The following is a 21178-nucleotide window of genomic DNA, read 5'->3' on the forward strand; positions in this document are numbered from 1 at the left end:
AATCGACGTCCAGACGGCCGAAATATGTCAATATCGTTGACATGGTCCTCGCCGAAGACGCCCCGCTCGGTTACCTGCTCTATCGGGTGGCGAGCCTGCTGCGACCGGAGGTGTCCGCGGTGTTGGGCCCGCTCGGTCTGACGCTGCCCGAATTCGTCTGCCTGCGCATGCTTTCGATGTTTCCCGGGACGTCGAGCGCCGAGCTGTCCCGGCAGGCTGGGGTCACCCCGCAGGCGATGAACACCGTGCTGCGCAAGCTGGAAGACATTGGCGCCGTGGCGCGTCCGACATCGGTGTCCAGCGGCCGCGCCCTACCCGCCACGCTGACCGGGCAGGGCCGGGCCCTGCTGAAGCGCGCGGAAGGCGCGGTGCGGAACGCCGATGCCCGCATCCTGGCGAAGCTGACCGAGCCTCAGCAGCGCGAGTTCAAGCGGATGCTCGACAAGCTCGGGTCCGACTGAGCGGCAACTAAGCCGTCTGGATGCGGGCCCAGGGCCGGGCCTCTTCCAGTTCGTAGGCCAGCTCGAGCAGCAGCGCCTCCTGCCCGACGTCGGCCGAGAACATCATGCCGACCGGCATGCCGTCGTCGGACTGCGCCAACGGAAGTGAGATCGCCGGCTCGCCGGTGACGTTCTGCAGCGGGGTGAACGACACCCAGTCGATCAGCCGCTCGATGACCTGGTGGTAGTCGGTGGGTGCCAGGTAGCCGATGCGGGGCGTCTCGTCGGCGAGCGTCGGGGTCAGCACGACGTCGTAGGTGCCGAAGAATTGCGCGGTACGCCTACGGATTCGGCGCAGGCGCATGATGGCCAGAGGCAATCGGTGGATGTTGCGGCCGGTGTGTCGCTCCAGACCGAGCGTCAGGCTGTCCAACCGCCCGCGGTCGAACGTCTTGCCGAACATGTGCCGGCCGCTGCGCACCTGGGCCAGCGCGAGAAATCCCCAGTAGAGGACGAAATCGTCGACGAAGCTGGCCGGCACCGGGGGCTCATCGAGGTATTCGACACGGTGCCCCAACTCCTCGAGAAGGCCGGCGGACTTCAGCGTCAGCTCGCGTACCTGGGGGCTGCAGTCGCGTTGCACCGACCGGGTCAGCACGGCGATCCGCAGCCGCTGTCTGCCGGGCCCGGTGACGTCCCCGACGGACGCCAGTTTCGGGTTGCGCCAGATGCGTTCGGCCTCCCGGTAGAGCGCCGCGGTGTCACGCACCGACCGGGTCACCACACCGTTGGCGACGATGCCCACCGGCATCCGGCGCAGGTGGGCGTCCAGCGGCAGCCGCCCGCGCGAGGGCTTCAGCCCGACGAGCCCGTTGCAGGCGGCGGGGATGCGGATAGAGCCGCCGCCGTCGTTGGCGTGGGCGATGGGCACCACGCCGGCGGCAACGAACGCACCCGAGCCCGACGAGGAAGCGCCGGCGCTGTAGTCGGTGTTCCACGGGTTGCGGACCGGCCCCAGCCGTGGGTGTTCGGCCGACGCGCTGAATCCGAATTCCGACAGCTGCGTCTTGCCCACGGGGGCCAGCCCGGTGGCCAGGAACAGCCGGGTGAATTCGCCGTCGGAGGCGGCATTCCACGGCGTCCACGCGTCGGTGCCGTGCATCGTCGGCTGGCCGGCGATGTCGACGTTGTCCTTGAGGAACGTCGGGACGCCGTCAAAGAAGCCGCTCGCCGCCGGGGCGGTTCGCGCCTGCTGGAACGCCGCATACGCCAGGCCGTTGAGGATCGGATCGACGGCCTCGGTGCGGGCGATGGCGGCCTCGACGACCTCCGCCCTGCTCACCCACCCGGCCTGGATGGCGTGGGCGAGGCCCACCGCGTCCAGATCACCGAGGGCGTCGTCGCCGAACGCGTGCACGTGTCGCATAGCACCAGACGCTAACGCGCGCGTGCCCGCGGGTTAAGCCTGGCCCACCTCGAAGCGAACGAAGCGCGTCACCGTGACACCGGCCTCGTCGAGCAGCGCCTTGACCGTCTTCTTGCTGTCGGACACCGACGGCTGCTCCAGCAGCACCGCGTCCTTGAAGAATCCGTTCAGCCGGCCCTCGACGATCTTGGGCAGCGCCTGCTCCGGCTTGCCCTCGGCCTTGGCCGTTTCCTCGGCGATGCGGCGCTCGCTGGCCACGACGTCTTCGGGGACGTCGTCGCGCGAGAGGAAGCGCGCCTTGAGCGCGGCGATCTGGAGCGCGACCGTGTGGGCCGCGTCTTTGTTTTCGCCGCTGAACTCCACCAGCACGCCGACTGCCGGGGGCAGGTCGGCGGCGCGCTTGTGCAGGTAGGCCTCGACGTTGCCGTCGAAGTACTGCACGCGCCGCAACTCGAGCTTCTCGCCGATCTTGGCCGACAGGTCGGCGATGGCCTGCTCGACGGTCTTAGTCGCCGATCCCAAAGAAATAGGAGCCGCCTTGAGCGTCTCGACGTCGGCGGCCTTCGCGGCCAGCGCGGCGTCGACGACCTGGTCGGCCAGGGCCTGGAACTCGGCGTTCTTGGCGACGAAGTCGGTCTCGGAGTTCAGCTCGATCAGCGCGCCGCCCTTGGCCGCGACCAGACCCTCGGCCGTGGCGCGCTCGGCGCGCTTGCCCACGTCCTTGGCGCCCTTGATGCGCAGCGCCTCGACCGCCTTGTCGAAGTCGCCGTCGCTCTCGGCCAGCGCGTTCTTGCAGTCCAGCATGCCGGCGCCGGTGAGCTCCCGAAGCTTCTTGACGTCGGCGGCGGTGAAGTTGGCCATATCAGCCTTCCGTGGGTGTGGATTCGGGCGCGCCCGCAGCAGCATCGGTGGGGGCGCTGGCAGCGGCGGAGGCCAGCAGTTCCTGCTCCCATTCGGGCAGCGGCTCGGCGGCTTCCGCCTCGGGCTTGCCGTCGCCGCGGCCGACTCCGGCGCGCGCCTGCAGGCCCTCGGCGACCGCGGAGGCGATCACCTTGGTCAGCAGCGCGGCCGAGCGAATCGCGTCGTCGTTGCCGGGGATCGGGTAGTCGACCTCGTCGGGGTCGCAGTTGGTGTCCAGGATCGCGATGACCGGGATGCCCAGCTTGCGGGCCTCGCCGACGGCGATGTGCTCCTTGTTGGTGTCGACCACCCAGATCGCCGACGGCACCTTGGCCATGTCGCGGATACCGCCCAGGCTTCGCTCCAGCTTGTTCTTCTCCCTGGTCAGCATCAAGATTTCCTTCTTGGTGCGACCCTCGAAGCCACCGGTCTGCTCCATCGCCTCGAGCTCCTTGAGGCGCTGCAGCCGCTTGTGCACGGTGGAGAAGTTGGTGAGCATGCCGCCCAGCCAGCGCTGGTTCACATACGGCATGCCGACGCGGGTGGCCTCGGCGGCGACCGATTCCTGGGCCTGCTTCTTGGTGCCGACGAACAGCACCGTGCCGCCGTGGGCGACGGTCTCCTTGACGAACTCGTACGCCTTGTCGATGAAGGTCAGCGTCTGCTGCAGGTCGATGATGTAGATGCCGTTGCGGTCGGTGAAGATGAACCGCTTCATCTTGGGGTTCCAGCGACGGGTCTGGTGCCCGAAGTGAGTGCCGCTGTCGAGCAGCTGCTTCATGGTTACGACGGCCATGGTTGCGCCTTACTTGTGTCGGTTGTCGCCCGGCATCGGGTGAAGCCGGGCCCTGGCGCCTGCTGCGAGCCGGACCCAGTTAAGGGACCGCCCGGCACGCGGTGCGAACTCCTAGTGGAACGGGAGACGCGGGGCGGACGCGCGAAGTCAGCCCGCGGACGAGCTGCGACCAGCAGTTTACACCGACTCAGCAGGTGGTTTTGCACAGCATCGGCGGGCCTGAGTGGTGCGGGCGCCGGCGGGGCAGTGAACTGAGCGGATGCGACGGGCCTGGTGGCTTTTAGTGTGGCTGACGGCGCTTATCGCGGCGCCCGCCGCCGCGGACGACGCGCGCCTGGACTGGCCGTTGCGCCCGCCCCCGGCCCCGGCCGTGGGCCGGGGCTTCGACGCCCCGTCACCGGATTGGAAGCCCGGACATCGCGGGGTGGACCTGCCCGGCGCTCCCGGCCAGCCCGTGTATGCGGCGGGCGGCGCCACCGTGGTGTTCGCCGGGCAGCTGGCGGGACGGCCGGTGGTGTCGCTGGCCCACCCGGGCGGGTTGCACACCAGCTACGAGCCGGTCCGGGCCGCGGTGCGGGCGGGTCAGGCGGTGACGGCCCAGACGGTGATCGGCTCGTTGGAGGCCGGGCATGCCGGTTGCCGGGCCGCGGCATGTCTGCATTGGGGTGCGATGTGGGGTCCGGCGTCCGGCGCCCACTATGTCGATCCGCTGGGCCTGGTGAAGTCGACCCCGATCCGGCTCAAACCGCTGGACGGATGAGGGCGCTTCGCGGCTTCGCGTGTGCGTCCAGGGCTTTGCGTGTGCGCCCGGGGCGCGAATCTCCCGGATTTTGCGCCGCCAACGCACACCCGACGCCGTCAATGCAGACCCTCACGCCCGCGGGTGCGCCTGATCATGCACCGCGCGCAATCGGGAGACGGCGACGTGGGTGTAGAGCTGGGTGGTCGCCAGGCTGGAATGGCCGAGCAGCTCCTGCACCACCCGCAGGTCGGCCCCGCCTTCGAGCAGGTGCGTCGCCGCGCTGTGCCGCAGCCCGTGCGGCCCCATGTCGGGCGCACCGTCCACCGCGGCGACCGTCTGGTGCACGACGGTGCGGGCCTGGCGCACGTCGAGGCGCCGCCCGCGCGCACCCAGCAGCAGCGCGGGGCCCGACTCCGCGGTCACCAGCGTGGGCCGTCCGTCGTGCAGCCAGGCGCGCAGCGCCTCGGCGGCCGGCATCCCGAAGGGCACGGTGCGCTGCTTGTGGCCCTTGCCCAGCACGCGGATCACCCGATGTCCGGTGTCCACGTCGTCGACGTCCAGGCCGCACAGCTCGCTCACCCGGATTCCGGTGGCATACAACATCTCGACGATCAGCCGGTCCCGTAACGCCATCGGATCCCCTTGCTGGGCACCGGATTTCGCGGCGGCCATGGCGTCGAGCGCTTGGTCCTGGCGCAGCACCGCCGGCAGGGTGCGATGCGCCTTGGGCACCTGGAGCCGGGCGGCGGGGTCCCCGGCCAGCAGGCCGCGCCGCGCGGCCCATGCGGTGAACGCCTTGACCGCCGAGGTGCGACGCGCCAGGGTCGTGCGCGCCGCACCGGCCGCGGCCGTGGCCGACAACCAGGAGCGCAAGAGCGGCAGGCTCAACGCGTCCAGACCCGCGCCGCGGTCAGCGAGGAACGTCAGCAGCGAGCGCAGGTCGCCGAGGTAGGCCCGACGGGTGTGCGCCGAACGGCCGCACTGCAGCGCCAGGTACTCGTCGAACTCCTCGAGGATGGCCTCCACGCCTGCAACGTTCGCAGGAGCCGGGGACCTGAATCAGCCGACGCGCCGAAGCGTGTCCGGGGTGAGATCTTTCAGCGTCGGATATCCGTCGACGGCCATGATCAGGTCGGCTTCGGCGAGCATCATCCGCAGCACGTGCACAATGCCGTCCACCCCGCCGAGAGCCAGACCGTAGGCGTACGGACGACCGACGCCCACCGCGGTCGCGCCCAGCGCGAGCGCCTTGACGATGTCGGCGCCGTTGCGGATGCCCGAATCGAACAGCACCGGGAGGCCGTCGGCCGCCTCCACCACCCCCGGCAGGCAATCGAGAGCGGGCAGTCCGCCGTTGGCCTGCCGGCCGCCATGCGTCGAGCAGTAGATGCCGTCAACGCCACCGTCCCTGGCGCGCCGGGCGTCGTCGGGATGGCAGATGCCCTTGATGATGAGCGGCAGCTTGGTCAGCGATCGCAGCCACGGCAGGTCGTCCCACGTCAACGGATTGCCGAACGTCGTGACCCACTGCAGCACAGTGGCTTGCGGGTCCTCCTCGGGTGGGCGCTGCAGGCCGGCGCGAAAGACCGGGTCGCTGGTGTAGTTGCTCAGGCACAGCCCGCGCAACTGCGGAAAGTTCGCCGTGCTGAGGTCGCGCGGACGCCAGCCGGGGATCCAGGTGTCCAGAGTGACGATGATGCCCTTGTAACCGGCGGCCTCGGCCCGCTGAACAAGGCTGGCGGCGATCTCACGATTCTTCGGCGTGTACAGCTGAAAAAACCCGGGGGTGTCGCCCAATTGTGCGGCGACGTCTTCCAACGGGTCGGCGGTCAGGGTGGAAACGACCATCGGGACACCCGTGGCCGCCGCGGCGCGCGCGGTGGCCAGGTCGCCGTGGCCATCTTGAGCACAGATGCCGATGACGCCGATCGGGGCCATGAACACCGGCGACGGCAGGGTCAGGCCGAACATCTCTACCGACAGGTCACGCTCGGCGGCGCCGACGAACATACGGGGCATCAAACCCCAGCGGTCGAACGCCTCGCGATTGGCCCGCTGGGTGCGCTCGTCGCCGGCTCCGCCGGTGACATAGGACCACACCGACGGCGACATGGCCCGCTCGGCCCGGGCCTCGAGCTCCGCGAAGGCCATCGGCAGCGCGGGCGCCACCCCACCCAGGCCCTTGAAGTAGATCTCGTTCTGGTAATCGCCGAAGTGCGCCATGGGATAAGAGGATGCCAGCCGGCAGCCGGGCCGACGAACCCGCTACGAGGCCCCGGCCTCCGCCTCGGACAGTTCCCTCTTCCATTGCCGGAACGTCTCTTCGGTGCGGCCGCGCCGCCAGTAACCCGAGATGGACGACGCCCACCTGGCGTCCACGCCGCGCTCCTTGCGGATGTAGGGCCGCAGGTTGTGCATGACGCTTTGGGCCTCGCCGTGGATGAAGACGTGCACCTGGCCGGGCAGCCACGGCGTGGTGGTGACCGCCTCGATCAGCGGGGCGTGGTCGCCGGCGCGGTCCTCGGGAACCAGGTCGGCGCGGCCACCGCGATACACCCAGTGCACCTCGACGCCCTCCGGCGCGGTTAGCGGGATCTCGTCTTCCTGGCCCGCCACCTCAATGAACGCCTTGCCGACGGCGTCGGGGGGCAACGCTTCCAGCGCCGCGGCGATCGCGGGCAGCGCGGATTCGTCGCCGGCCAGCAGATGCCAGTCGGCGGCCGGGTCGGGCGTGTAGGCCCCGCCGGGACCCATCAAGAAGATCCGCTGGCCGGGCTCGGCGGCGGCCGCCCACTGGCCGGCGATCCCGTGCTCGCCGTGGGTGACGATGTTCAGGGTGATCTCGCGGGCCGCCACGTCGACGTGGCGGACCGTCATGGTCCGGACCGACGGCCTCTTCTCCGGGGGCAGCTCGGCGAAGCTGTCCAGCGTCAACGGCTGGGGCAGTTCCGCGACGTCGACGTCATCGGAGACGAACACCAACTTGACGTAGGAGTCGGTGAATTTGCTGGGCACGAAGGCGTCGAAATCCACGCCCCTCAGTACCACCGCGACCATGTGCGGTGTGAGTTCTTTCGTATCGACAACCTCGAAGCGTTGCAGAGGTCGACCCGCCACTTGTCCTCCCGTCCAGACCCGGCCCCCGGTCGACTATACGAGCCGCGTTGTCGGCGCAGCTTGACCGCCGGCGGCCCGGACAAGGCGCCATCGACCGTCCTGGCGCTGCACCAGCCCGGCCAGCTCCAGGATCGCCAGCGGCCCCAGCACGCGCTCGGGGGCCAGCCCCGACGCGACCGCGAGCTGCTCGACGGTGGCCGCGCCGCGGCCCGGCAGCGCCTCGTAAACCCGGCGCTCGGCGTCGCCGAGCCCGTCGAGCGCGGTAGCGGGGCGTGGTTCGTCGGCCGCCAACTCACCGATGCGGCCGATGAGCTCGACGACGTGGTCGGCCCGGGTCACCAGCTCGGCCCCGCCGCGCAGCAGCGCGTGGCACCCGGCCGACGCCGACGAGGTCACCGGCCCGGGCACGGCGGCCACCGCCCGTCCCAGCGCCCGCGCCCAGGCGGCGGTGTTCGCCGCGCCGCTGCGCAGCCCGGCTTCCACCACCACCGCGGCGCCGGCGACGGCGGCCACCAGGCGGTTGCGGGTCAGGAATCGGTGGCGAGCCGGCCGGACACCGGGCGGGTACTCGGTGAACAGCAGCCCGTGCTGGCCGATGCGATGCAGTAACGCCGAGTGACCGCTCGGATAGGGGACGTCCAGCCCGCCGGCGAGGACGGCCACGGTGATCCCGTCGGCGTTGAGCGCCGCGCGGTGCGCCGCGCCGTCGATGCCGTACGCGCCGCCGGAGACGACGGCGACCTCACGTTGCGCCAGCCCGACGGCCAAGTCGTCGGCGACCTGCTCGCCGTATGCCGTCGCGGCCCGAGTCCCCACCACGGCTGCCGCGCGATGCGCCACCTCGTCGAGCCGGCTGGGGCCCTGCGCCCACAGCACCATCGGCGTCCCGCCGCGCGCCTTGACCGAAGCGCCCCCGAACGCCGCGAATGCCAGCAGCGGCCACTCGTCATCGTCGGGGGTGATCAGGCGTCCGCCACGGTTGGCGAGGAGCTCGAGGTCGGCCGCGGCGCAGTCGATTTCGCGCCTCGCCTCGGTGTGTCGCGCCAGCTCGTCGTCCACCAGGCCGCGGCGCACCCGGTCGGCGGCCTCCACCGGGCCGACGGACCGCACCAGGGCGGTGAGCTGGGCGCACGGCGGCTCGGCCACCCGGGACAGGTATGCCCAAGCGCGCAGCACGGGATCGTCGATAGCGGTCAGCATGGCCGTGTTCGCAGTTCCAAGCATTCGCCAAGGATCCGTTTAGCCGCGTGCGCGAACGTGTTGTCGTCGAACCCCATTCGCCATCGCTCAGCCGGCAACGAACGGAGGGAACCGTGATCATCTGCCAGCCGACCCGGCTCGCCGCGCCCGCCCGGCCCGTCAACCCCTGGGCGATCGCGGCGTTCGCCCTGAGCCTGGTCAGCTGGTGCGGGTTGCCCATTCCGATCCTGAGCGGCGCGCTGGCGTCCGTGGCGTTGCGCGACATGGAACACCGCGGCGAAGGCGGTCGCGCGATGGCGCAGTTCGCCCGGGCGTTCGCCATCCTGGTGACCGCGGCGATCGTAGTCCGGGGCGGGCACAACGACTGGCTGACCAGGGCGTACTGGTGATCCGGCGCTCATCGCGCCGCCCCCGACTGCCGGAAGCTGAGCGCGGCCGCGACCTCCTCGGGTCCCGGCGACACCCCGCCGGCGAGGTCGGTCAGGCTCCACGCGACTCGCAGGGTGCGGTCCAGGCCCCGGATGCTGAGCAGCCCCAGGTCCAGCGCCTTCTGCAGTGGGGCCATGGTGGTGTTGCCGGGACGGAACTTTCGGCGCAGCAGCGCCCCGCTCACCTCGGCGTTGGTGCGGAACCCGTACGGTCGCCAGCGCTGGGCCGCCGCCGCACGGGCCTGCGCCACCCGCTGCCGCACCTGTGCCGTCGACTCGGCCTGGACGCCCGAGAAGGCGCCTGCCCGCACCGCATGCATCTGCACCCGCAGGTCGACCCGGTCGAGCAGGGGCCCGGACAACTTCCCCAGGTAGCGGCGCTTGACCGCGGCCGCACAGATGCAGTCCTGCGGGTCGGCGGGCGCGCATGGGCACAGGTTGGCCGCCATCACCAGCTGGAACCGCGCCGGGTAACACGCCACCCCGTCGCGGCGGGCGAGACGAATCTCCCCGTCCTCCAACGGGGTTCGCAACGCCTCCAGCGCATGCACGCTGATCTCCGCGCATTCGTCGAGGAAAAGCACGCCGCGGTGCGCGCGGCTCACGGCGCCCGGGCGCGCCATGCCCGAGCCGCCGCCGACGAGCGCCGCCACGCTGGAGCTGTGATGTGGCGCCACGAACGGCGGGATGGTGATCAGCGGCGTGTCCCCCGACAGCAGGCCGGCCACCGAATGGATCGCGGTGACCTCCAGTGACTCGCTCTCCGACAGCGGCGGAAGCAGGCCCGGAAGTCGTTGGGCAAGCATCGTTTTCCCGACGCCCGGCGGGCCGGTGAGCATGAGGTGGTGCGCCCCGGCGGCGGCCACCTCCACCGCGAAGCGCGCCTGCGTCTGCCCGACCACCTCAGCGAGATCCACCGAGAGTTCCGGCGCGGTGGCCGTCGCGGTGATTCTGTCCTCCAAAGCGGCCGACGCGCCGAGCCACTTCTGCAACTGCCCCAGCGTGCGCACGCCCCAGACCTCGATGCCGTCGACCAGGCTGGCCTCGGCCAGATTGTCCACCGGGACGACGACGGCCGGCCAGCCGTCGCGTTTGGCGGCCAGCACCGCCGGCAGCACGCCGCGCACCGGGCGGACCCGGCCATCCAGCGACAGCTCACCCAGAAGCACCGTCTTCTCCAGGCGCTCCCACGGGTTCTTACGCTGCGCCGACAAGACGGCCGCGGCCAAGGCGATGTCGTAGACCGAGCCCATCTTCGGCAGCGTCGCCGGGGAGAGCGCCAGCGTGAGCCGCGCCATCGGCCAGCTGTTGCCGCAATTGGCCACCGCCGCCCGCACCCGGTCCCGGGACTCCTGCAGGGCGGCGTCGGGCAGACCCACCAGGTGCACGCCCGGCAGACCGGAGGTGATGTCGGCCTCGATCTCCACGATCTGCCCGTCCACCCCGCGCACGGCGACCGAGAAGGCGCGCCCCAGCGCCATCAGCCGATCCCTTGCAGGTGGGTGATTTCCGGGGTGCGCCGGCGCCCGATCCGCACCTGGATCACGTCGATGCGAAGCCCGGCCCAGCGGGTGTCCTGGGCGGCCAGCCACAGCCCGGCCAGCCGGCGCAGCCTGCGCACCTTACGCTCGGTGACCGCGTACGGCAGCCCGCCGTAGCCGTCGCCGGTACGGGTTTTCACCTCGACGAACACCACCGTGCGGGCGGCCTCGTCGCAGGCCACGACGTCGAGTTCGCCGTAGCGGCAGCGCCAGTTGCGGTGCAGCACGCGCAATCCCATCTTCGTCAGATGGTCCACCGCCAGCGCCTCGCCCATCGCCCCGAGCTGGACCCGGGTCATCGTCGTTTCGGTCGTCATGGGGCAACTGTGCGCAACGGCCACGACAAGGCCGGCCGCGGCGGCGCCGGCGGGCCCGGCCGGGCGACCGGTTATCCCCAGCGCCGCGTTCATCCACAGCCGGCGGGAAACGACTAGCTGATTCGATCCGCTCGGGTGTAGACGTTCATCGAGTCCTCGCGCAGGAACGCCACCAAAGTGATCCCGGACTCCTCGGCCAACGAGACCGCCAGCGACGACGGCGCGGACACCGCGGCGAGCACCGGAATCCCGGCCAGCACGGCCTTCTGCGTCAGCTCGAAGGAGGCCCGACCACTGACCAGGAGCACCGAGCCCGCCAGCGGGAGCCGCCGGTGTTCCAGCGCCCAGCCGATGACCTTGTCGACCGCATTGTGCCTGCCCACGTCCTCGCGCACCACCAGCATGGTGCCGTCGACGCCGAACAGCGCGGCAGCGTGCAGCCCCCCGGTGCTGTCGAAAACCTTTTGCGCCGAACGCAGTTGGGTGGGCATCGCCTTGAGCGTCGCCGCCGCGACGGTGGCGGGATCCGCGCCGGGCGCGAAGCGGCCGACCAACCGCACCGCGTCCAGCGACGCCTTTCCGCACACCCCGCACGACGAGGTGGTGTAGAAGTTGCGGGTGACGTCGAGGGTGGGCGCGGGGACGCCGGCGGCCAGCGTCACGTCGAGGACGTTGTAGGTGTTCGCGCCGTCGACGGCGCCGCCGCAGTACCGGATGGTCTGCACGTCGTCGCGGCCGGCGATGATCCCCTCGGTCAGCAGAAAGCCTTGGGCCAGTTCGAAATCCGCGCCGGGCGTGCGCATCGTCACGGTGACCGCCGCGCCGTTCACCCGGATCTCCAGCGGCTCCTCGACGACGAGCGTCTCCGGCCGGGTGATCGCTTTACCGGCGGAGAGGTGCTTGACCCGCCGGCGTGCGGTTACGTGCCGCACTGGGCGATTTCACCGCCAGCCGGGCGCACGGCGCAACGCGGGGACATCACGCAGCCAAAGCTACCCTGGTCGACGTCACACCGCCGAAGCCAGCGCCGCCAGGGTTTCCGCCGACGAGTGCAGCGGCCGCCAGCCGAGCTGGGTGCGCGCTTTGGTGGTGTCCATGACCATCGACGTGCGCGCGGTGTGCAGCCACTCCAGCATCGACGGGACCAGCGGGACCCGCGACAGCGCCGCCGACGCGGTGGAGGCGGCGACCGCCGGCACCCGCACCGGACGGCCACCCAGGGCCCGGGCCACGTCGCCGACCGTCACCACACCGTCACCGGCGATGTTGTAGGCGCCGGGCGGCGCCGGGGCGGTGGCCGCCAGCGCGATCGCGCTCGCGACGTCGTCGTGGTGCACCAGCTGCAAGGGAATGCCGGGATCCGGCACGACCGGCTTCAGGATCGGCACCGCCTTGACCACGGCGCGCATCGGGCCGGGCAGCTGGTTCCACGGCATCGCGTCGGCCAGGACGGTGGCGTTGGGCCCCGCGACGATGCACGGCCGCAGCACGAACACCTCGAGCGGCGAGTCCTTCGTGATCTCACCGAGCAGCGCCTCGCACGCCGCCTTCTGCGCGGAGTAGTAGTGCTCGTCGGAGCCTCGCGCCGGGACGTCTTCGGTGAGCGGGTCGGGGTTGTCGGCGTGGTAGCCGTAGGCCGCCACCGACGAGGTGTACACCAGGCGGCGCGTCCGCTCGCTGGCCACGGTCGCCTCGAAGACGTTGCGGGTGCCCTGCAGGTTGATGCGGGCGCTCTCTTCCCGCGAACCCATGATGATGAAAGCCAGGTGGATCACCACGTCGGCCTGCGCCACCAGGGCGTCGACGGCATCGCGATCCAGGATGTCGCCCTGCTGATAGCTGGTCTTCAGCCAGCCGCGCGACGACGGGTCGAACGGCCGGCGCGCCATCCCGACGATGGCGTCCACGGCGGGTTCGCGCTCCAGCGCCGTCACCGCCGACATGCCGATCTCGCCGGTCGGCCCGGTCACCGCGACCGTAATTCCCATCCCAAGGCTCTTGCCCGGCCGGGGCCCGGCGAAACCACGGGTGGGAAACATCACCCCGGGAACGGCGCGGGGTGCCGCCATTTGTGAGCGCCGGACGCGCGGGTACCCGTATTGTCAGCAAATGTTTTCGCCGGCCCGTGGCCGGCAGCCCGGGGCGCGTGGATTTCGGTGCAATCGCACCGAACATCGTGTGAGGCTCGCGCCGAGGACCGATAATCTACGGCGATCAGGCGCGGGGTCATACTGCCGACTGCGCAGGAAATGAGGCACAACATGGGGGACGAATCGACGGCCGACGGCGGCTCGACGCCCGGCGGTGAGAAGGCCGACCCGGGTACCGTTTTCGCCGCGCTGGCCGAGATCATCTACCAGGGCTCCGACGCCGGCCAGATGTATGCGGCCATCTGCGTCGCCGCCACCCTGGTCGTCCCCGGGTGTGACCACGCCAGCCTTTTGGTGCGCGAGGGCGACCGCTACGTCACGGTGGGCGCGAGCGACCGGTTGGCGCAGCACGTCGACGAGCTGGAACGACGTTCGGGGGACGGACCCTGCATCGACGCCATCGAGGAGGAGACGCCCCAGATCGATCCGGACCTCACCACGCCGTCGCTGTGGCCCAAGCTCGCGAAGGTCCTGGTGGCCGAGACCCCGGTGCGCGGGGCGATGGGCTTCCGGCTGCTGATGGACAAGCGCAAGGGCGCCGCGCTCAACCTCTTCAGCGACACTGCCAACGTGTTCGACGCCGAGTCGGCCGGACGCGGGGCGCTGCTGGCCGCGTTCGCCAGCGTGGCCATCAACGCGGTCGCCAAGGGTGAGGACGCCACCAGCCTGCGCCGGGGGCTGCTGAGCAACCGGGAGATCGGTAAGGCGGTCGGCATGTTGATGCTGCTCCACGACATGACCGAGGAGGAGGCGTTCGACCTGCTGCGGCGCCATTCCCAGGCATTGAACATCAAGCTGGCCGATGTGGCGCGGGAGGTCATCGACCGCCGCGGCGAACTGCCGGCCCCGGAGGACAAGCAGGCGGCGGGCGACGGCTAGCGCCGGCTATTCCGGCAGCCGCAGCTCGGGCTTTTCCACCTCTTCGATGTTGACGTCCTTGAACGTCACCACCCGGACCTGTTTGACGAACCGCGCCGGACGGTACATGTCCCACACCCAGGCGTCGGACAGTCGCAGCTCGAAGTACACCTCGCCGTCGGCGTTGCGGGGCACCATCTCCACGCTGTTGGCCAGGTAGAAGCGCCGTTCGGTTTCCACCACGTAGCTGAACTGGCCGACGATGTCCTTGTATTCGCGGTACAGCGAGAGCTCCATCTCGGTTTCGTACTTTTCGAGATCCTCGGCACTCATCTGCTCAGACGTCCTTCTCGGAGAAACACTTCCCCGGCGTTCCGCCCGGGGAATCTTCGACCCATCTTTCCTCACCGATATTCGCCGCGTGCGGGCGAGGGTCCGGCCCGCATTCCGCCACCACGCGGCCGCCCGCCGTCTCTGACCCTAGGGCCACCCGCCGCACATTGATGAACGAATGGCGATGTTCGGGGCAGGGACCCAGCCGGGTGAGGGCCGCGCTGTGTGCCGGTGTGCCGTAGCCCTTGTGCTCGGCGAAGCCGTACCCCGGGTGCTCGGCGTCCATGGCCACCATCAGCCGGTCCCGGCTCACCTTCGCCAGCACGCTGGCCGCGGCGATGCACGCCGCCACCGCGTCTCCGCCGATCACCGGCAGCGACGGCACCGGCAGGCCGGGCACCCGGAATCCGTCGCTGAGCACATACCCGGGCCGCAGCGACAGGCCGGCCACGGCGCGGCGCATGCCTTCGATGTTGGCGACGTGCACGCCGCGCCGGTCGACTTCGGCCGGCGGGATGAACACCACGTGGTAGGCCAGCGCGTAACGCCGGATCAACGGGAACAGCCTCTCCCGGGCGCTCTCGGTGAGCTTCTTCGAGTCATCAAGCGCGGCAAGGCTTTCCAACCGCCCCTGCCCGAGCACGCAGGCCGCCACCACCAGTGGGCCCGCGCAGGCGCCGCGGCCGACTTCGTCCACGCCGGCCACCGGCCCCAGACCGCTGCGGTACAGGGCGGACTCCAGGGTGCGCAATCCGGACGACTTGCGGATCACCGTCCGCGGCGGCCACGTCCGGGTCATGGTCGCGCCATGGCTACTGATGTTGCTGCGGGTTCACCGAAGAAACGCCACCCCATCGTCCCGGCGGCCACACGATGAACCTCGCCTTGCCGATCACGTTGGACACGGGAACCGTTCCCGACGTCGGATCGCCCGTGCACAACACCCCTTTGAGCGCCTCGGCCGGGACGCTGGTGCAGTGGGCACGCGAATCCGCCGAGTGCGTCCTGTTGTCACCCATCACCCACAGCCGCCCCTGCGGGACGGTGACCGGCCCGAACTCGCTGCCCAGGCACGGGTAGACCGCGGGGTCGGCCATCATGGTGGCCGGGTCCAGGTAGGGCTCCTTGAGCGGCTTGCCGTCGACCGTCAGACCGGTGTCCGCCCGGCACTGCACCGTCTGCCCACCGACCGCGATGACCCGCTTGACCAAGTCGTTCTCGTCGGGAGGCACGAAGCCGATGAAGGACAGCGCGTCCTGCGCCCAGCGCAGGACGGTGTTGTTGGACCGGATCGACTTGTACCCGAGGTTCCAGGAGGGCGGTCCCTTGAAGACGATGACATCGCCCGGCCGCGGTGCGCCGAAGCGATAGCTGACCTTGTCGACCATGATCCGGTCGCCCACGCAGCCGGCGCACCCGTGCAGCGTCGGCTCCATCGATTCCGACGGGATCAGGTAGGGCCGGGCAACGAACGTCAACATGACGTAGTAGAGCCCCACCGCGATCACCGCCAGGAGCGCGAATTCCCGCAAAGTGGATCGCTTGGCGCGCTCCGGCGCGCCGTCCTCGGTCGCCTCCCCCGGCTCGGGGAGCGGTTCGGCGTCCTTCGATGACTCGCCTTCGGGCGTGTCCGGGATGCGGGTGGAGACCTTCGGCTCTGACTGGGCGGACTGGGGCTCAGATGAGTCCGTGGGATCGGTCACGAGATCAGAGTAGCCAGCGCAGATTGTGACGCTGTAAACCGACCGGAACTGCCGCCCGGCCGCCCCGGCTCAGCGCTTTTCCTTGATCTTGGCCTTCTTGCCGCGGAGCTCACGCAGGTAGTACAGCTTCGCGCGGCGGACATCGCCACGGGTCACCACCTCGATGTGGTCGATGTTCGGGGAATGCACCGGGAAGGTCCGCTCGACGCCGACGCCGTAGCTCTCCTTGCGCACGGTGAAGGTTTCGCGGATGCCGCCGCCCTGCCGGCGGATCACCACGCCCTTGAACACCTGGATACGCTCCTTGGCGCCCTCGATGACCTTGACGTGCACGTTGATGGTGTCGCCCGGGCCGAAAACCGGGATGTCGTCGCGCAGCGACGCTTGGTCGACGAAGTCCAGGCGGTTCATCGTAAGAAGACACTTCCTTGCGGTCGCGGCCTGCGGCAACAGCCCTCACCGCGAGGGTGAGCGGTCGCCAAGCCGATGGTTTTGGGCAACTTGCGCGTATCTCGCAGCAGGCGGGAAGCGGCCCGGCCGGCCTGCAACCGCTGGAGACAACTGGTCAATTGTGCCAGACGGGACGCGTGCGGAGAAAATCACAGGACCGGACGCGGTTCGCAGCGAGCCGAAAGGGCTGGTGAATGGTACATATGAGCTGGGCTGGAACGCGCTGACCGCGCGATTCGGGCCCGCGTTCGAGCAGCTTGGGAACACCGGAGGAGAGGAATGCGCGTTCGGCCGCTGTTTCTGCTCACCGCCACCGCGGCGGTGGCGTTGGTGGTGGCCGCCGGATGCGAGGCGAAGGTCCAGGCCAAGGCATACAACTTCCCGGTGTACGTCACCCCCGACCGCGGACTGCGCCAACCTCCCCCGCAGGTGGCCGAGCTGATGCTCGAGGCGGCCAAGCCCACCCAACCCGAACAGCAACCGACCGCCGCGGGCCCCGTGGGCCTGCAGGCGCGGGTGCAGCGGGCCACCGACGAGGCCGCCGCCGGCGGAGCCGCGCTGTCGGTGGCGATCCTCGACCGCAAGACCCACGAACTGGTCTCCACCGGCAACAGCCAGGTCATCGGCACCGCGTCGGTGGCCAAGCTGTTCATCGCCGACGACCTGCTGCTGCACGAATCCCAGGGCAAGGCCGCGCTGAGCGCGGACGACCGGCAGGCGCTGGACATCATGTTGCAGTCGTCCGACGACGGCGCGGCCGAGAGGTTCTGGGCCCAGGGCGGCGAGAACGCCATCATCGCCGCGGTCGCGGCCCGCTACGGGCTCACCTCGACGACCCCGCCCAGCGACGGACGCTGGTGGAACACGATGAGCTCGATGACCGACCTGATCCGCTACTACGAGATGCTGCTCGACGGATCGGGAGGGCTGCCGGCCGACAAGGCGAAGGTCATCGTCGACGACCTGGCGCAGTCCACCCCGAATGGGCTCGACGGTTACCCGCAGCGCTTCGGCATCCCCGACGGGCTGTATGCCGAACCGGTGGCGGTCAAGCAGGGCTGGATGTGCTGCATCGGCAGCGACTGGATGCACCTGTCGACGGGGGTGATCGGCGCGGACCGTCGCTACATCATGGTGGTGCAGTCTTTGCAGCCCTCCGACGACGCCACCGCCCGCGAGACCATCACCCGTGCGGTCAAGACGATATTTCCCGAGGGCCGCATCGATCCGCTGCGGCGCGGGCTCTAGTCGTCGCCGGGCTCTAGTCCGGGCGAGTCCAGCAGCTCCGGGCGCCGTTCACGGGTGCGCTGCAGTGAGACCTCCCGGCGCCATGCGGCGACGCGCGCGTGGTCGCCGGACAACAGCACCTCGGGAACATCGAGCCCGCGCCAGCTCGGCGGCCGGGTATAGCTGGGCCCCTCCAGCAGCCGGTCCAGGGCCGGCGAGTGCGAATCCTGCAGGTGCGACGCCGGGTTGCCGAGCACCCCTTCGAGCAGGCGCACCACGGCTTCGATCATCACCACGGCCGCCGACTCGCCACCCGGCAGGACGTAGTCGCCGATCGAGACCTCTTCGACCCGCATCCGCCGGGCGGCGTCGTCGATGACCCGCTGGTCGATGCCCTCGTAGCGGCCGCACGCGAACACCAGGTGCTCCTCGGCAGTCCAACGCTGCGCGTCCGCCTGGGTGAACAACGCACCGGCGGGCGTGGGGACGACCAAGACGGTTTGCTCCGAACAGATTTCGTCCAGCGCCTCGCCCCACACCGGCGCCTTCATCACCATCCCGGGGCCACCGCCATAGGGTGCGTCGTCGACGGAGCGGTGCACGTCGTGCGTCCACCGGCGCAGGTCGTGCACCCGCAGGTCGACCAGGCCGGACTGAATCGCCTTGCCGGGCAAGGATTGCCGTAACGGATCCAAGAAGGCCGGGAAGATGGTGACGACGTCGATCCTCATGCCAGGTCCAGCAGGCCCTCGGGGGGATCGATCTCCACGACGTGATCGTCGAGCGACACCGACGTGACGATCGCGCCGACGAACGGCACCAGCACCTCGCCGCCGTCGCCCCGGCGCACCGCCAGCAGCTCCCCGGCCGCCGTGTGCAACACCTCGGCGACGACGCCGACATCCTGGCCCGTCACTGTCCGCACGCGCAGCCCTTCGAGCTGGTGGTCGTAGTAGGTGTCCGGCTCGTCGATCGGGGGCAGGTCAGCGGAGTCGACGACGAACAGGGTGCCGCGCAGGGCGTCGGCGGCGTCACGGTCGGTCACCCCGGCCAATCGCACCAGCAGCCGCCCACCGTGTTCGCGCACGCTCTCCACGACGAAGTCGCGTTCCGCGCCACCGCGGGATGCCTTGCCGCGCAAGGTGTTACCCGGCGCGAACCGGGACTCGGGGTCGTCGGTGCGGACCTCGACGACGAGCTCGCCGCCGATCCCGTGCGCTTTCGCGACGCGCCCGACGGTCAACTCCAACGGAGTTCCATTCCCGGCTACTGGTCGGTGTCCACCACGTCGACGCGGATGCCGCGGCCACCGATGCCGGCGACCAGGGTGCGCAGGGCGGTCGCGGTGCGCCCGCCGCGGCCGATCACCTTGCCCAGGTCGTCGGGGTGGACGTGCACCTCGACAGTTCGGCCACGGCGGCTGGTCACCATGTCCACCCGGACATCGTCGGGGTTGTCGACAATTCCGCGGACCAGATGCTCCACCGCGTCAACGACGACCGTACTCATCGCCGCGGTCAGCTCTCGGTGCTCGGCGCGGCCGGCTCGCCGCCCTCGGCAGTCGTCTCCGCGGGCGCGGCCTCGGCGGCGGCCTCCGGCTCAGCGGCGGCCTCCGGCTCGGCGGCCTTAGCGGCCTTCTTCGCCCCTGAAGTTGAAGCCTTCTTCTTGGGCTTGGCGGCCTCGGTGGTGGGACCCCCCTCGGCCTCGGCCAGCGCGGCGTTGAACAGCTCGAGCTTGCTGGGCTTGGGCGGGGCGACCTTCAGGGAGCCCTCGGCGCCGGGCAGGCCCTTGAACTTCTGCCAGTCGCCGGTGATCTTCAGCAGCTTGAGGACGGGCTCGGTGGGCTGGGCACCGACGGACAGCCAGTACTGGGCACGCTCGGAGTTGATCTCGATGAGGCTCGGCTCTTCCTTCGGGTGGTAGCGGCCGATGACCTCGATGGAGCGGCCTTCGCGGCGGGTCCGCGCGTCGGCGACGGCGATGCGGTACTGGGGATTGCGGATCTTGCCGAGGCGGGTGAGCTTGATCTTCACAGCCATGGTTGAGCGGATTCTCCTGTATGTGTCACGCTGCAATTCAGCGATGCGGGCGGGATGCCCGGATCCGGTTTTGCCTCGCGTGTGTGACCACGAAGCGATGCGTGATCGCTCGGCGGACAGCCGCCCATTGTGCCAGAACAGGCCGCCACGCCAGAAATCGCGGCGCTCGCGCCCAGATTGCCGTCATGGTCGTGTCCGGGGGCCGAGGCGCAACCCCGGTGGCAATCTCGGCGACAGCCGCGGCGGTCCGCCGCGCCTACATCACCTTCTGGAAGACCTTGGTCTCCACCCGCCGGGTCATCCGCCAACCCTGCGGCGTGCGCACGAACTCGTCGTCGTACCAGAGCCCGCAGAACAACACCTGATCCTTGTCGCCGCCGAGCACCATCGGGTTGAAGCAGATCACCCGCGACGACGCCGTGTCGCCGTCGATACGCACCGAGAAGTTGCCCAGCATGTGCGCGTACACCGGAAAGTTCGGCAGCACCTCCGACAGCCACTTCTTGACCTCGGGATAGTGGCCCTCGATGCCCCCGAGCGCGGTGTAGTCGATGTACGCGTCGTCGGTGAACACCTTGTCGAGGTCGTCGAATCGGCGCTGGTCAATGGCAGTGGAATAGTCCACGAGAAGTTGCTGGATCTCTAAGCGGTCGGAAATCTCGGCCAGGCTCAACATGCATCGGACAGTAGACGAAAATCGTCGCCGAACAGGGCAGGTAGTTAGACTTTCGACCCATGCGCAAGGTCATGGCCCTCAGGGTCGGCGTCGCGGCCCTGCTCGCGGTCGGGGCGTGCGGCGCCGCCGCCCCCGCGTCCTGGGCCGACAGCATGCAGCCGGTGGGCTCGGTACCGATCCCGGACGGTCCGGCGCAGACCTGGATCGTGGCCGACCTCGACAGCGGTCAGGTGCTGGCCGGCCGCGACCAGAACGTGGCCCACCCACCGGCGAGCACCATCAAGACGTTGCTGGCCCAGGTGGTCCTCGACTCGGTGAGCCTGGACTCGACCGTCGTCGCGGACGCCGCCGACACCCAGGTGGAATGCAACTGCGTCGGCATCAAGCCGGGCCGCACCTACACCGCGCGCCAGCTCCTCGACGGCCTGCTGCTGGTCTCGGGTAACGACGCCGCCAACACGCTGGCGCACATGCTGGGCGGCGCCGACGCCACGGTCGCCAAGATGAACGCCAAGGCCGCATCGCTGGGCGCGACCAGCACCCACGCCGCGACACCGTCCGGCCTGGACGGGCCCGGCGGATCGGGGTCCTCGACCGCGCACGACCTGGCGGTCATCTTCCGCGCCGCGATGGCCAACCCGGTGTTCGCCCAGATCACCGCTGAGCCGTCGGCGATGTTCCCCGGCGATAACGGCGATCACCTCATCACCAACCAGGACGAGCTGTTGCAGCGCTACCCCGGCGCGATCGGCGGCAAGACCGGGTTCACCAACGCGGCCCGCAAGACCTTCGTCGGGGCCGCTGCCCGCGGTGGCCGTCGGCTGGTCATCGCGAT

At 70.1% G+C, this 21178-nt stretch carries 25 protein-coding genes and 1 pseudogene; 6 read left to right on the forward strand and 20 right to left on the reverse strand.

The window, feature by feature from the left end; translation table 11 throughout:
* The first annotated feature begins 41 nt into the window (after positions 1-41).
* Positions 42-461, forward strand: coding sequence for a MarR family winged helix-turn-helix transcriptional regulator (locus A9X04_RS07125; RefSeq protein WP_067918952.1), 420 nt, complete (start codon positions 42-44; stop codon positions 459-461).
* A gap of 7 nt (positions 462-468) precedes the next feature.
* Here the strand turns inward: A9X04_RS07125 and A9X04_RS07130 are convergent, their stop codons facing one another.
* From A9X04_RS07130 to rpsB, 3 genes are read right to left on the reverse strand one after another with little or no spacing between them, the layout of a single operon-like run.
* A complete protein-coding gene (locus A9X04_RS07130; protein WP_067918953.1) occupies positions 469-1866 on the reverse strand; it encodes an amidase in 1398 nt (465 codons plus the stop codon).
* A 33-nt stretch (positions 1867-1899) separates the two neighbouring features.
* Positions 1900-2727: a translation elongation factor Ts gene (gene tsf, locus A9X04_RS07135; RefSeq protein ID WP_067918954.1), complete on the reverse strand. Its 828-nt coding sequence runs from the start codon at positions 2725-2727 to the stop codon at positions 1900-1902.
* Between the two features lies 1 nt (position 2728).
* A complete protein-coding gene (gene rpsB / locus A9X04_RS07140; protein WP_067918955.1) occupies positions 2729-3562 on the reverse strand; it encodes a 30S ribosomal protein S2 in 834 nt (277 codons plus the stop codon).
* Positions 3563-3857: 295 nt separating this feature from the next.
* Here rpsB and A9X04_RS07145 point away from each other — a divergent pair.
* Positions 3858-4313 (forward strand): annotated as a pseudogene (locus A9X04_RS07145) (M23 family metallopeptidase); the annotation flags it as partial.
* Positions 4314-4433: 120 nt separating this feature from the next.
* On the opposite strand, the gene A9X04_RS07150 reads toward A9X04_RS07145, so the two are convergent.
* From A9X04_RS07150 to dprA, 4 genes are read right to left on the reverse strand one after another with little or no spacing between them, the layout of a single operon-like run.
* Positions 4434-5330 carry a tyrosine recombinase XerC gene (locus A9X04_RS07150; RefSeq protein ID WP_067918957.1) on the reverse strand — a complete coding sequence of 299 codons (897 nt, stop codon included), beginning with the start codon at positions 5328-5330 and terminating at the stop codon, positions 4434-4436.
* A 33-nt stretch (positions 5331-5363) separates the two neighbouring features.
* Positions 5364-6527: a lactate 2-monooxygenase gene (locus A9X04_RS07155; RefSeq protein WP_067918958.1), complete on the reverse strand. Its 1164-nt coding sequence runs from the start codon at positions 6525-6527 to the stop codon at positions 5364-5366.
* Positions 6528-6569: 42 nt separating this feature from the next.
* Positions 6570-7421, reverse strand: coding sequence for a siderophore-interacting protein (locus tag A9X04_RS07160; RefSeq protein ID WP_067918959.1), 852 nt, complete (start codon positions 7419-7421; stop codon positions 6570-6572).
* A gap of 33 nt (positions 7422-7454) precedes the next feature.
* Entirely contained in the window at positions 7455-8621 is a 1167-nt protein-coding gene (dprA, locus tag A9X04_RS07165; protein WP_067918960.1) for a DNA-processing protein DprA, read from the reverse strand.
* A 47-nt stretch (positions 8622-8668) separates the two neighbouring features.
* Here dprA and A9X04_RS07170 point away from each other — a divergent pair, with 47 nt between their 5' ends.
* Complete coding sequence (locus A9X04_RS07170; RefSeq protein ID WP_231980411.1) at positions 8669-9010, forward strand: DUF4190 domain-containing protein; 342 nt, start codon at positions 8669-8671, stop codon at positions 9008-9010.
* Between the two features lie 8 nt (positions 9011-9018).
* On the opposite strand, the gene A9X04_RS07175 is transcribed toward A9X04_RS07170, so the two are convergent.
* The 4 genes from A9X04_RS07175 to A9X04_RS07190 all read right to left on the reverse strand — a co-directional run bounded on the left by A9X04_RS07175 (position 9019) and on the right by A9X04_RS07190 (position 12895).
* On the reverse strand, positions 9019-10530 hold the full coding sequence (locus A9X04_RS07175) for a YifB family Mg chelatase-like AAA ATPase (RefSeq protein ID WP_067918961.1): 1512 nt from the start codon (positions 10528-10530) through the stop codon (positions 9019-9021).
* Positions 10530-10907, reverse strand: coding sequence for a YraN family protein (locus tag A9X04_RS07180; RefSeq protein WP_067918973.1), 378 nt, complete (start codon positions 10905-10907; stop codon positions 10530-10532). Before A9X04_RS07180 ends, A9X04_RS07175 begins: the two co-directional genes overlap by 1 nt.
* A gap of 113 nt (positions 10908-11020) precedes the next feature.
* Positions 11021-11839, reverse strand: coding sequence for a formate dehydrogenase accessory sulfurtransferase FdhD (fdhD, locus tag A9X04_RS07185; protein WP_067918962.1), 819 nt, complete (start codon positions 11837-11839; stop codon positions 11021-11023).
* A 75-nt stretch (positions 11840-11914) separates the two neighbouring features.
* Positions 11915-12895, reverse strand: a complete 981-nt coding sequence (locus A9X04_RS07190) for an NAD-dependent epimerase/dehydratase family protein (RefSeq protein ID WP_067918963.1) — start codon at positions 12893-12895, stop codon at positions 11915-11917.
* Between the two features lie 273 nt (positions 12896-13168).
* Between A9X04_RS07190 and A9X04_RS07195 the strand changes: the two genes are divergently transcribed.
* Positions 13169-13936 (forward strand): GAF and ANTAR domain-containing protein, encoded by a 768-nt coding sequence (locus A9X04_RS07195; RefSeq protein WP_067918974.1) that lies wholly within the window; start codon positions 13169-13171, stop codon positions 13934-13936.
* Positions 13937-13942: 6 nt separating this feature from the next.
* Here A9X04_RS07195 and A9X04_RS07200 read toward each other — a convergent pair whose 3' ends face one another.
* The 4 genes from A9X04_RS07200 to rplS form a co-directional block, all read right to left on the reverse strand.
* Positions 13943-14248 carry a DUF2469 domain-containing protein gene (locus A9X04_RS07200; RefSeq protein ID WP_007171389.1) on the reverse strand — a complete coding sequence of 102 codons (306 nt, stop codon included), beginning with the start codon at positions 14246-14248 and terminating at the stop codon, positions 13943-13945.
* 4 nt (positions 14249-14252) lie between these two features.
* Positions 14253-15047 (reverse strand): ribonuclease HII, encoded by a 795-nt coding sequence (locus tag A9X04_RS07205; protein WP_067918964.1) that lies wholly within the window; start codon positions 15045-15047, stop codon positions 14253-14255.
* A gap of 13 nt (positions 15048-15060) precedes the next feature.
* Positions 15061-15951, reverse strand: a complete 891-nt coding sequence (lepB, locus tag A9X04_RS07210; RefSeq protein ID WP_067918965.1) for a signal peptidase I — start codon at positions 15949-15951, stop codon at positions 15061-15063.
* A 69-nt stretch (positions 15952-16020) separates the two neighbouring features.
* Entirely contained in the window at positions 16021-16362 is a 342-nt protein-coding gene (gene rplS / locus A9X04_RS07215; protein ID WP_007775353.1) for a 50S ribosomal protein L19, read from the reverse strand.
* Between the two features lie 318 nt (positions 16363-16680).
* Between rplS and A9X04_RS07220 the strand changes: the two genes are divergently transcribed.
* A complete protein-coding gene (locus A9X04_RS07220) occupies positions 16681-17649 on the forward strand; it encodes a hypothetical protein (protein ID WP_067918966.1) in 969 nt (322 codons plus the stop codon).
* Here the strand turns inward: A9X04_RS07220 and trmD are convergent.
* The 5 genes from trmD to A9X04_RS07245 form a co-directional block, all read right to left on the reverse strand.
* On the reverse strand, positions 17646-18359 hold the full coding sequence (gene trmD / locus A9X04_RS07225; RefSeq protein ID WP_067918967.1) for a tRNA (guanosine(37)-N1)-methyltransferase TrmD: 714 nt from the start codon (positions 18357-18359) through the stop codon (positions 17646-17648). The two genes, A9X04_RS07220 and trmD, sit on opposite strands and share 4 nt — an antisense overlap.
* Entirely contained in the window at positions 18356-18877 is a 522-nt protein-coding gene (rimM, locus tag A9X04_RS07230; protein ID WP_067918968.1) for a ribosome maturation factor RimM, read from the reverse strand. The genes trmD and rimM overlap by 4 nt, the downstream gene beginning before the upstream one ends.
* Positions 18878-18894: 17 nt before the next feature.
* Positions 18895-19137, reverse strand: coding sequence for an RNA-binding protein (locus A9X04_RS07235; protein ID WP_003878715.1), 243 nt, complete (start codon positions 19135-19137; stop codon positions 18895-18897).
* Between the two features lie 8 nt (positions 19138-19145).
* Positions 19146-19667 carry a 30S ribosomal protein S16 gene (gene rpsP / locus A9X04_RS07240; RefSeq protein ID WP_067918969.1) on the reverse strand — a complete coding sequence of 174 codons (522 nt, stop codon included), beginning with the start codon at positions 19665-19667 and terminating at the stop codon, positions 19146-19148.
* Between the two features lie 256 nt (positions 19668-19923).
* Positions 19924-20343, reverse strand: coding sequence for a nuclear transport factor 2 family protein (locus tag A9X04_RS07245; RefSeq protein WP_067918970.1), 420 nt, complete (start codon positions 20341-20343; stop codon positions 19924-19926).
* Positions 20344-20402: 59 nt separating this feature from the next.
* Between A9X04_RS07245 and A9X04_RS07250 the strand changes: the two genes are divergently transcribed.
* A partial coding sequence (locus A9X04_RS07250; protein WP_067918971.1) for a D-alanyl-D-alanine carboxypeptidase family protein occupies positions 20403-21178 on the forward strand: 776 nt, incomplete at its 3' end.

Origin of the sequence: Mycobacterium sp. E3247, from assembly GCF_001667785.1 — a bacterium.
In the GTDB taxonomy this organism is placed as follows: Bacteria; Actinomycetota; Actinomycetes; order Mycobacteriales; family Mycobacteriaceae; genus Mycobacterium.

Coding starts and splice junctions, on each gene's coding strand:
- A9X04_RS07125 (WP_067918952.1), top strand. CDS start 42: ATGGTCCTCGCCGAAGACGCCCCGCTCGGTTACCTGCTCTATCGGGTG.
- A9X04_RS07235 (WP_003878715.1), bottom strand. CDS start 19,137: ATGAGTACGGTCGTCGTTGACGCGGTGGAGCATCTGGTCCGCGGAATT.
- A9X04_RS07155 (WP_067918958.1), bottom strand. CDS start 6,527: ATGGCGCACTTCGGCGATTACCAGAACGAGATCTACTTCAAGGGCCTG.
- A9X04_RS07205 (WP_067918964.1), bottom strand. CDS start 15,047: ATGACCCGGACGTGGCCGCCGCGGACGGTGATCCGCAAGTCGTCCGGA.
- A9X04_RS07195 (WP_067918974.1), top strand. CDS start 13,169: ATGGGGGACGAATCGACGGCCGACGGCGGCTCGACGCCCGGCGGTGAG.
- dprA (WP_067918960.1), bottom strand. CDS start 8,621: ATGCTGACCGCTATCGACGATCCCGTGCTGCGCGCTTGGGCATACCTG.
- A9X04_RS07220 (WP_067918966.1), top strand. CDS start 16,681: ATGCGCGTTCGGCCGCTGTTTCTGCTCACCGCCACCGCGGCGGTGGCG.
- rpsP (WP_067918969.1), bottom strand. CDS start 19,667: ATGGCTGTGAAGATCAAGCTCACCCGCCTCGGCAAGATCCGCAATCCC.
- A9X04_RS07200 (WP_007171389.1), bottom strand. CDS start 14,248: ATGAGTGCCGAGGATCTCGAAAAGTACGAAACCGAGATGGAGCTCTCG.
- trmD (WP_067918967.1), bottom strand. CDS start 18,359: ATGAGGATCGACGTCGTCACCATCTTCCCGGCCTTCTTGGATCCGTTA.
- tsf (WP_067918954.1), bottom strand. CDS start 2,727: ATGGCCAACTTCACCGCCGCCGACGTCAAGAAGCTTCGGGAGCTCACC.
- rplS (WP_007775353.1), bottom strand. CDS start 16,362: ATGAACCGCCTGGACTTCGTCGACCAAGCGTCGCTGCGCGACGACATC.
- A9X04_RS07130 (WP_067918953.1), bottom strand. CDS start 1,866: ATGCGACACGTGCACGCGTTCGGCGACGACGCCCTCGGTGATCTGGAC.
- A9X04_RS07190 (WP_067918963.1), bottom strand. CDS start 12,895: ATGGGAATTACGGTCGCGGTGACCGGGCCGACCGGCGAGATCGGCATG.
- A9X04_RS07175 (WP_067918961.1), bottom strand. CDS start 10,530: ATGGCGCTGGGGCGCGCCTTCTCGGTCGCCGTGCGCGGGGTGGACGGG.
- A9X04_RS07245 (WP_067918970.1), bottom strand. CDS start 20,343: ATGTTGAGCCTGGCCGAGATTTCCGACCGCTTAGAGATCCAGCAACTT.
- rpsB (WP_067918955.1), bottom strand. CDS start 3,562: ATGGCCGTCGTAACCATGAAGCAGCTGCTCGACAGCGGCACTCACTTC.
- A9X04_RS07180 (WP_067918973.1), bottom strand. CDS start 10,907: ATGACGACCGAAACGACGATGACCCGGGTCCAGCTCGGGGCGATGGGC.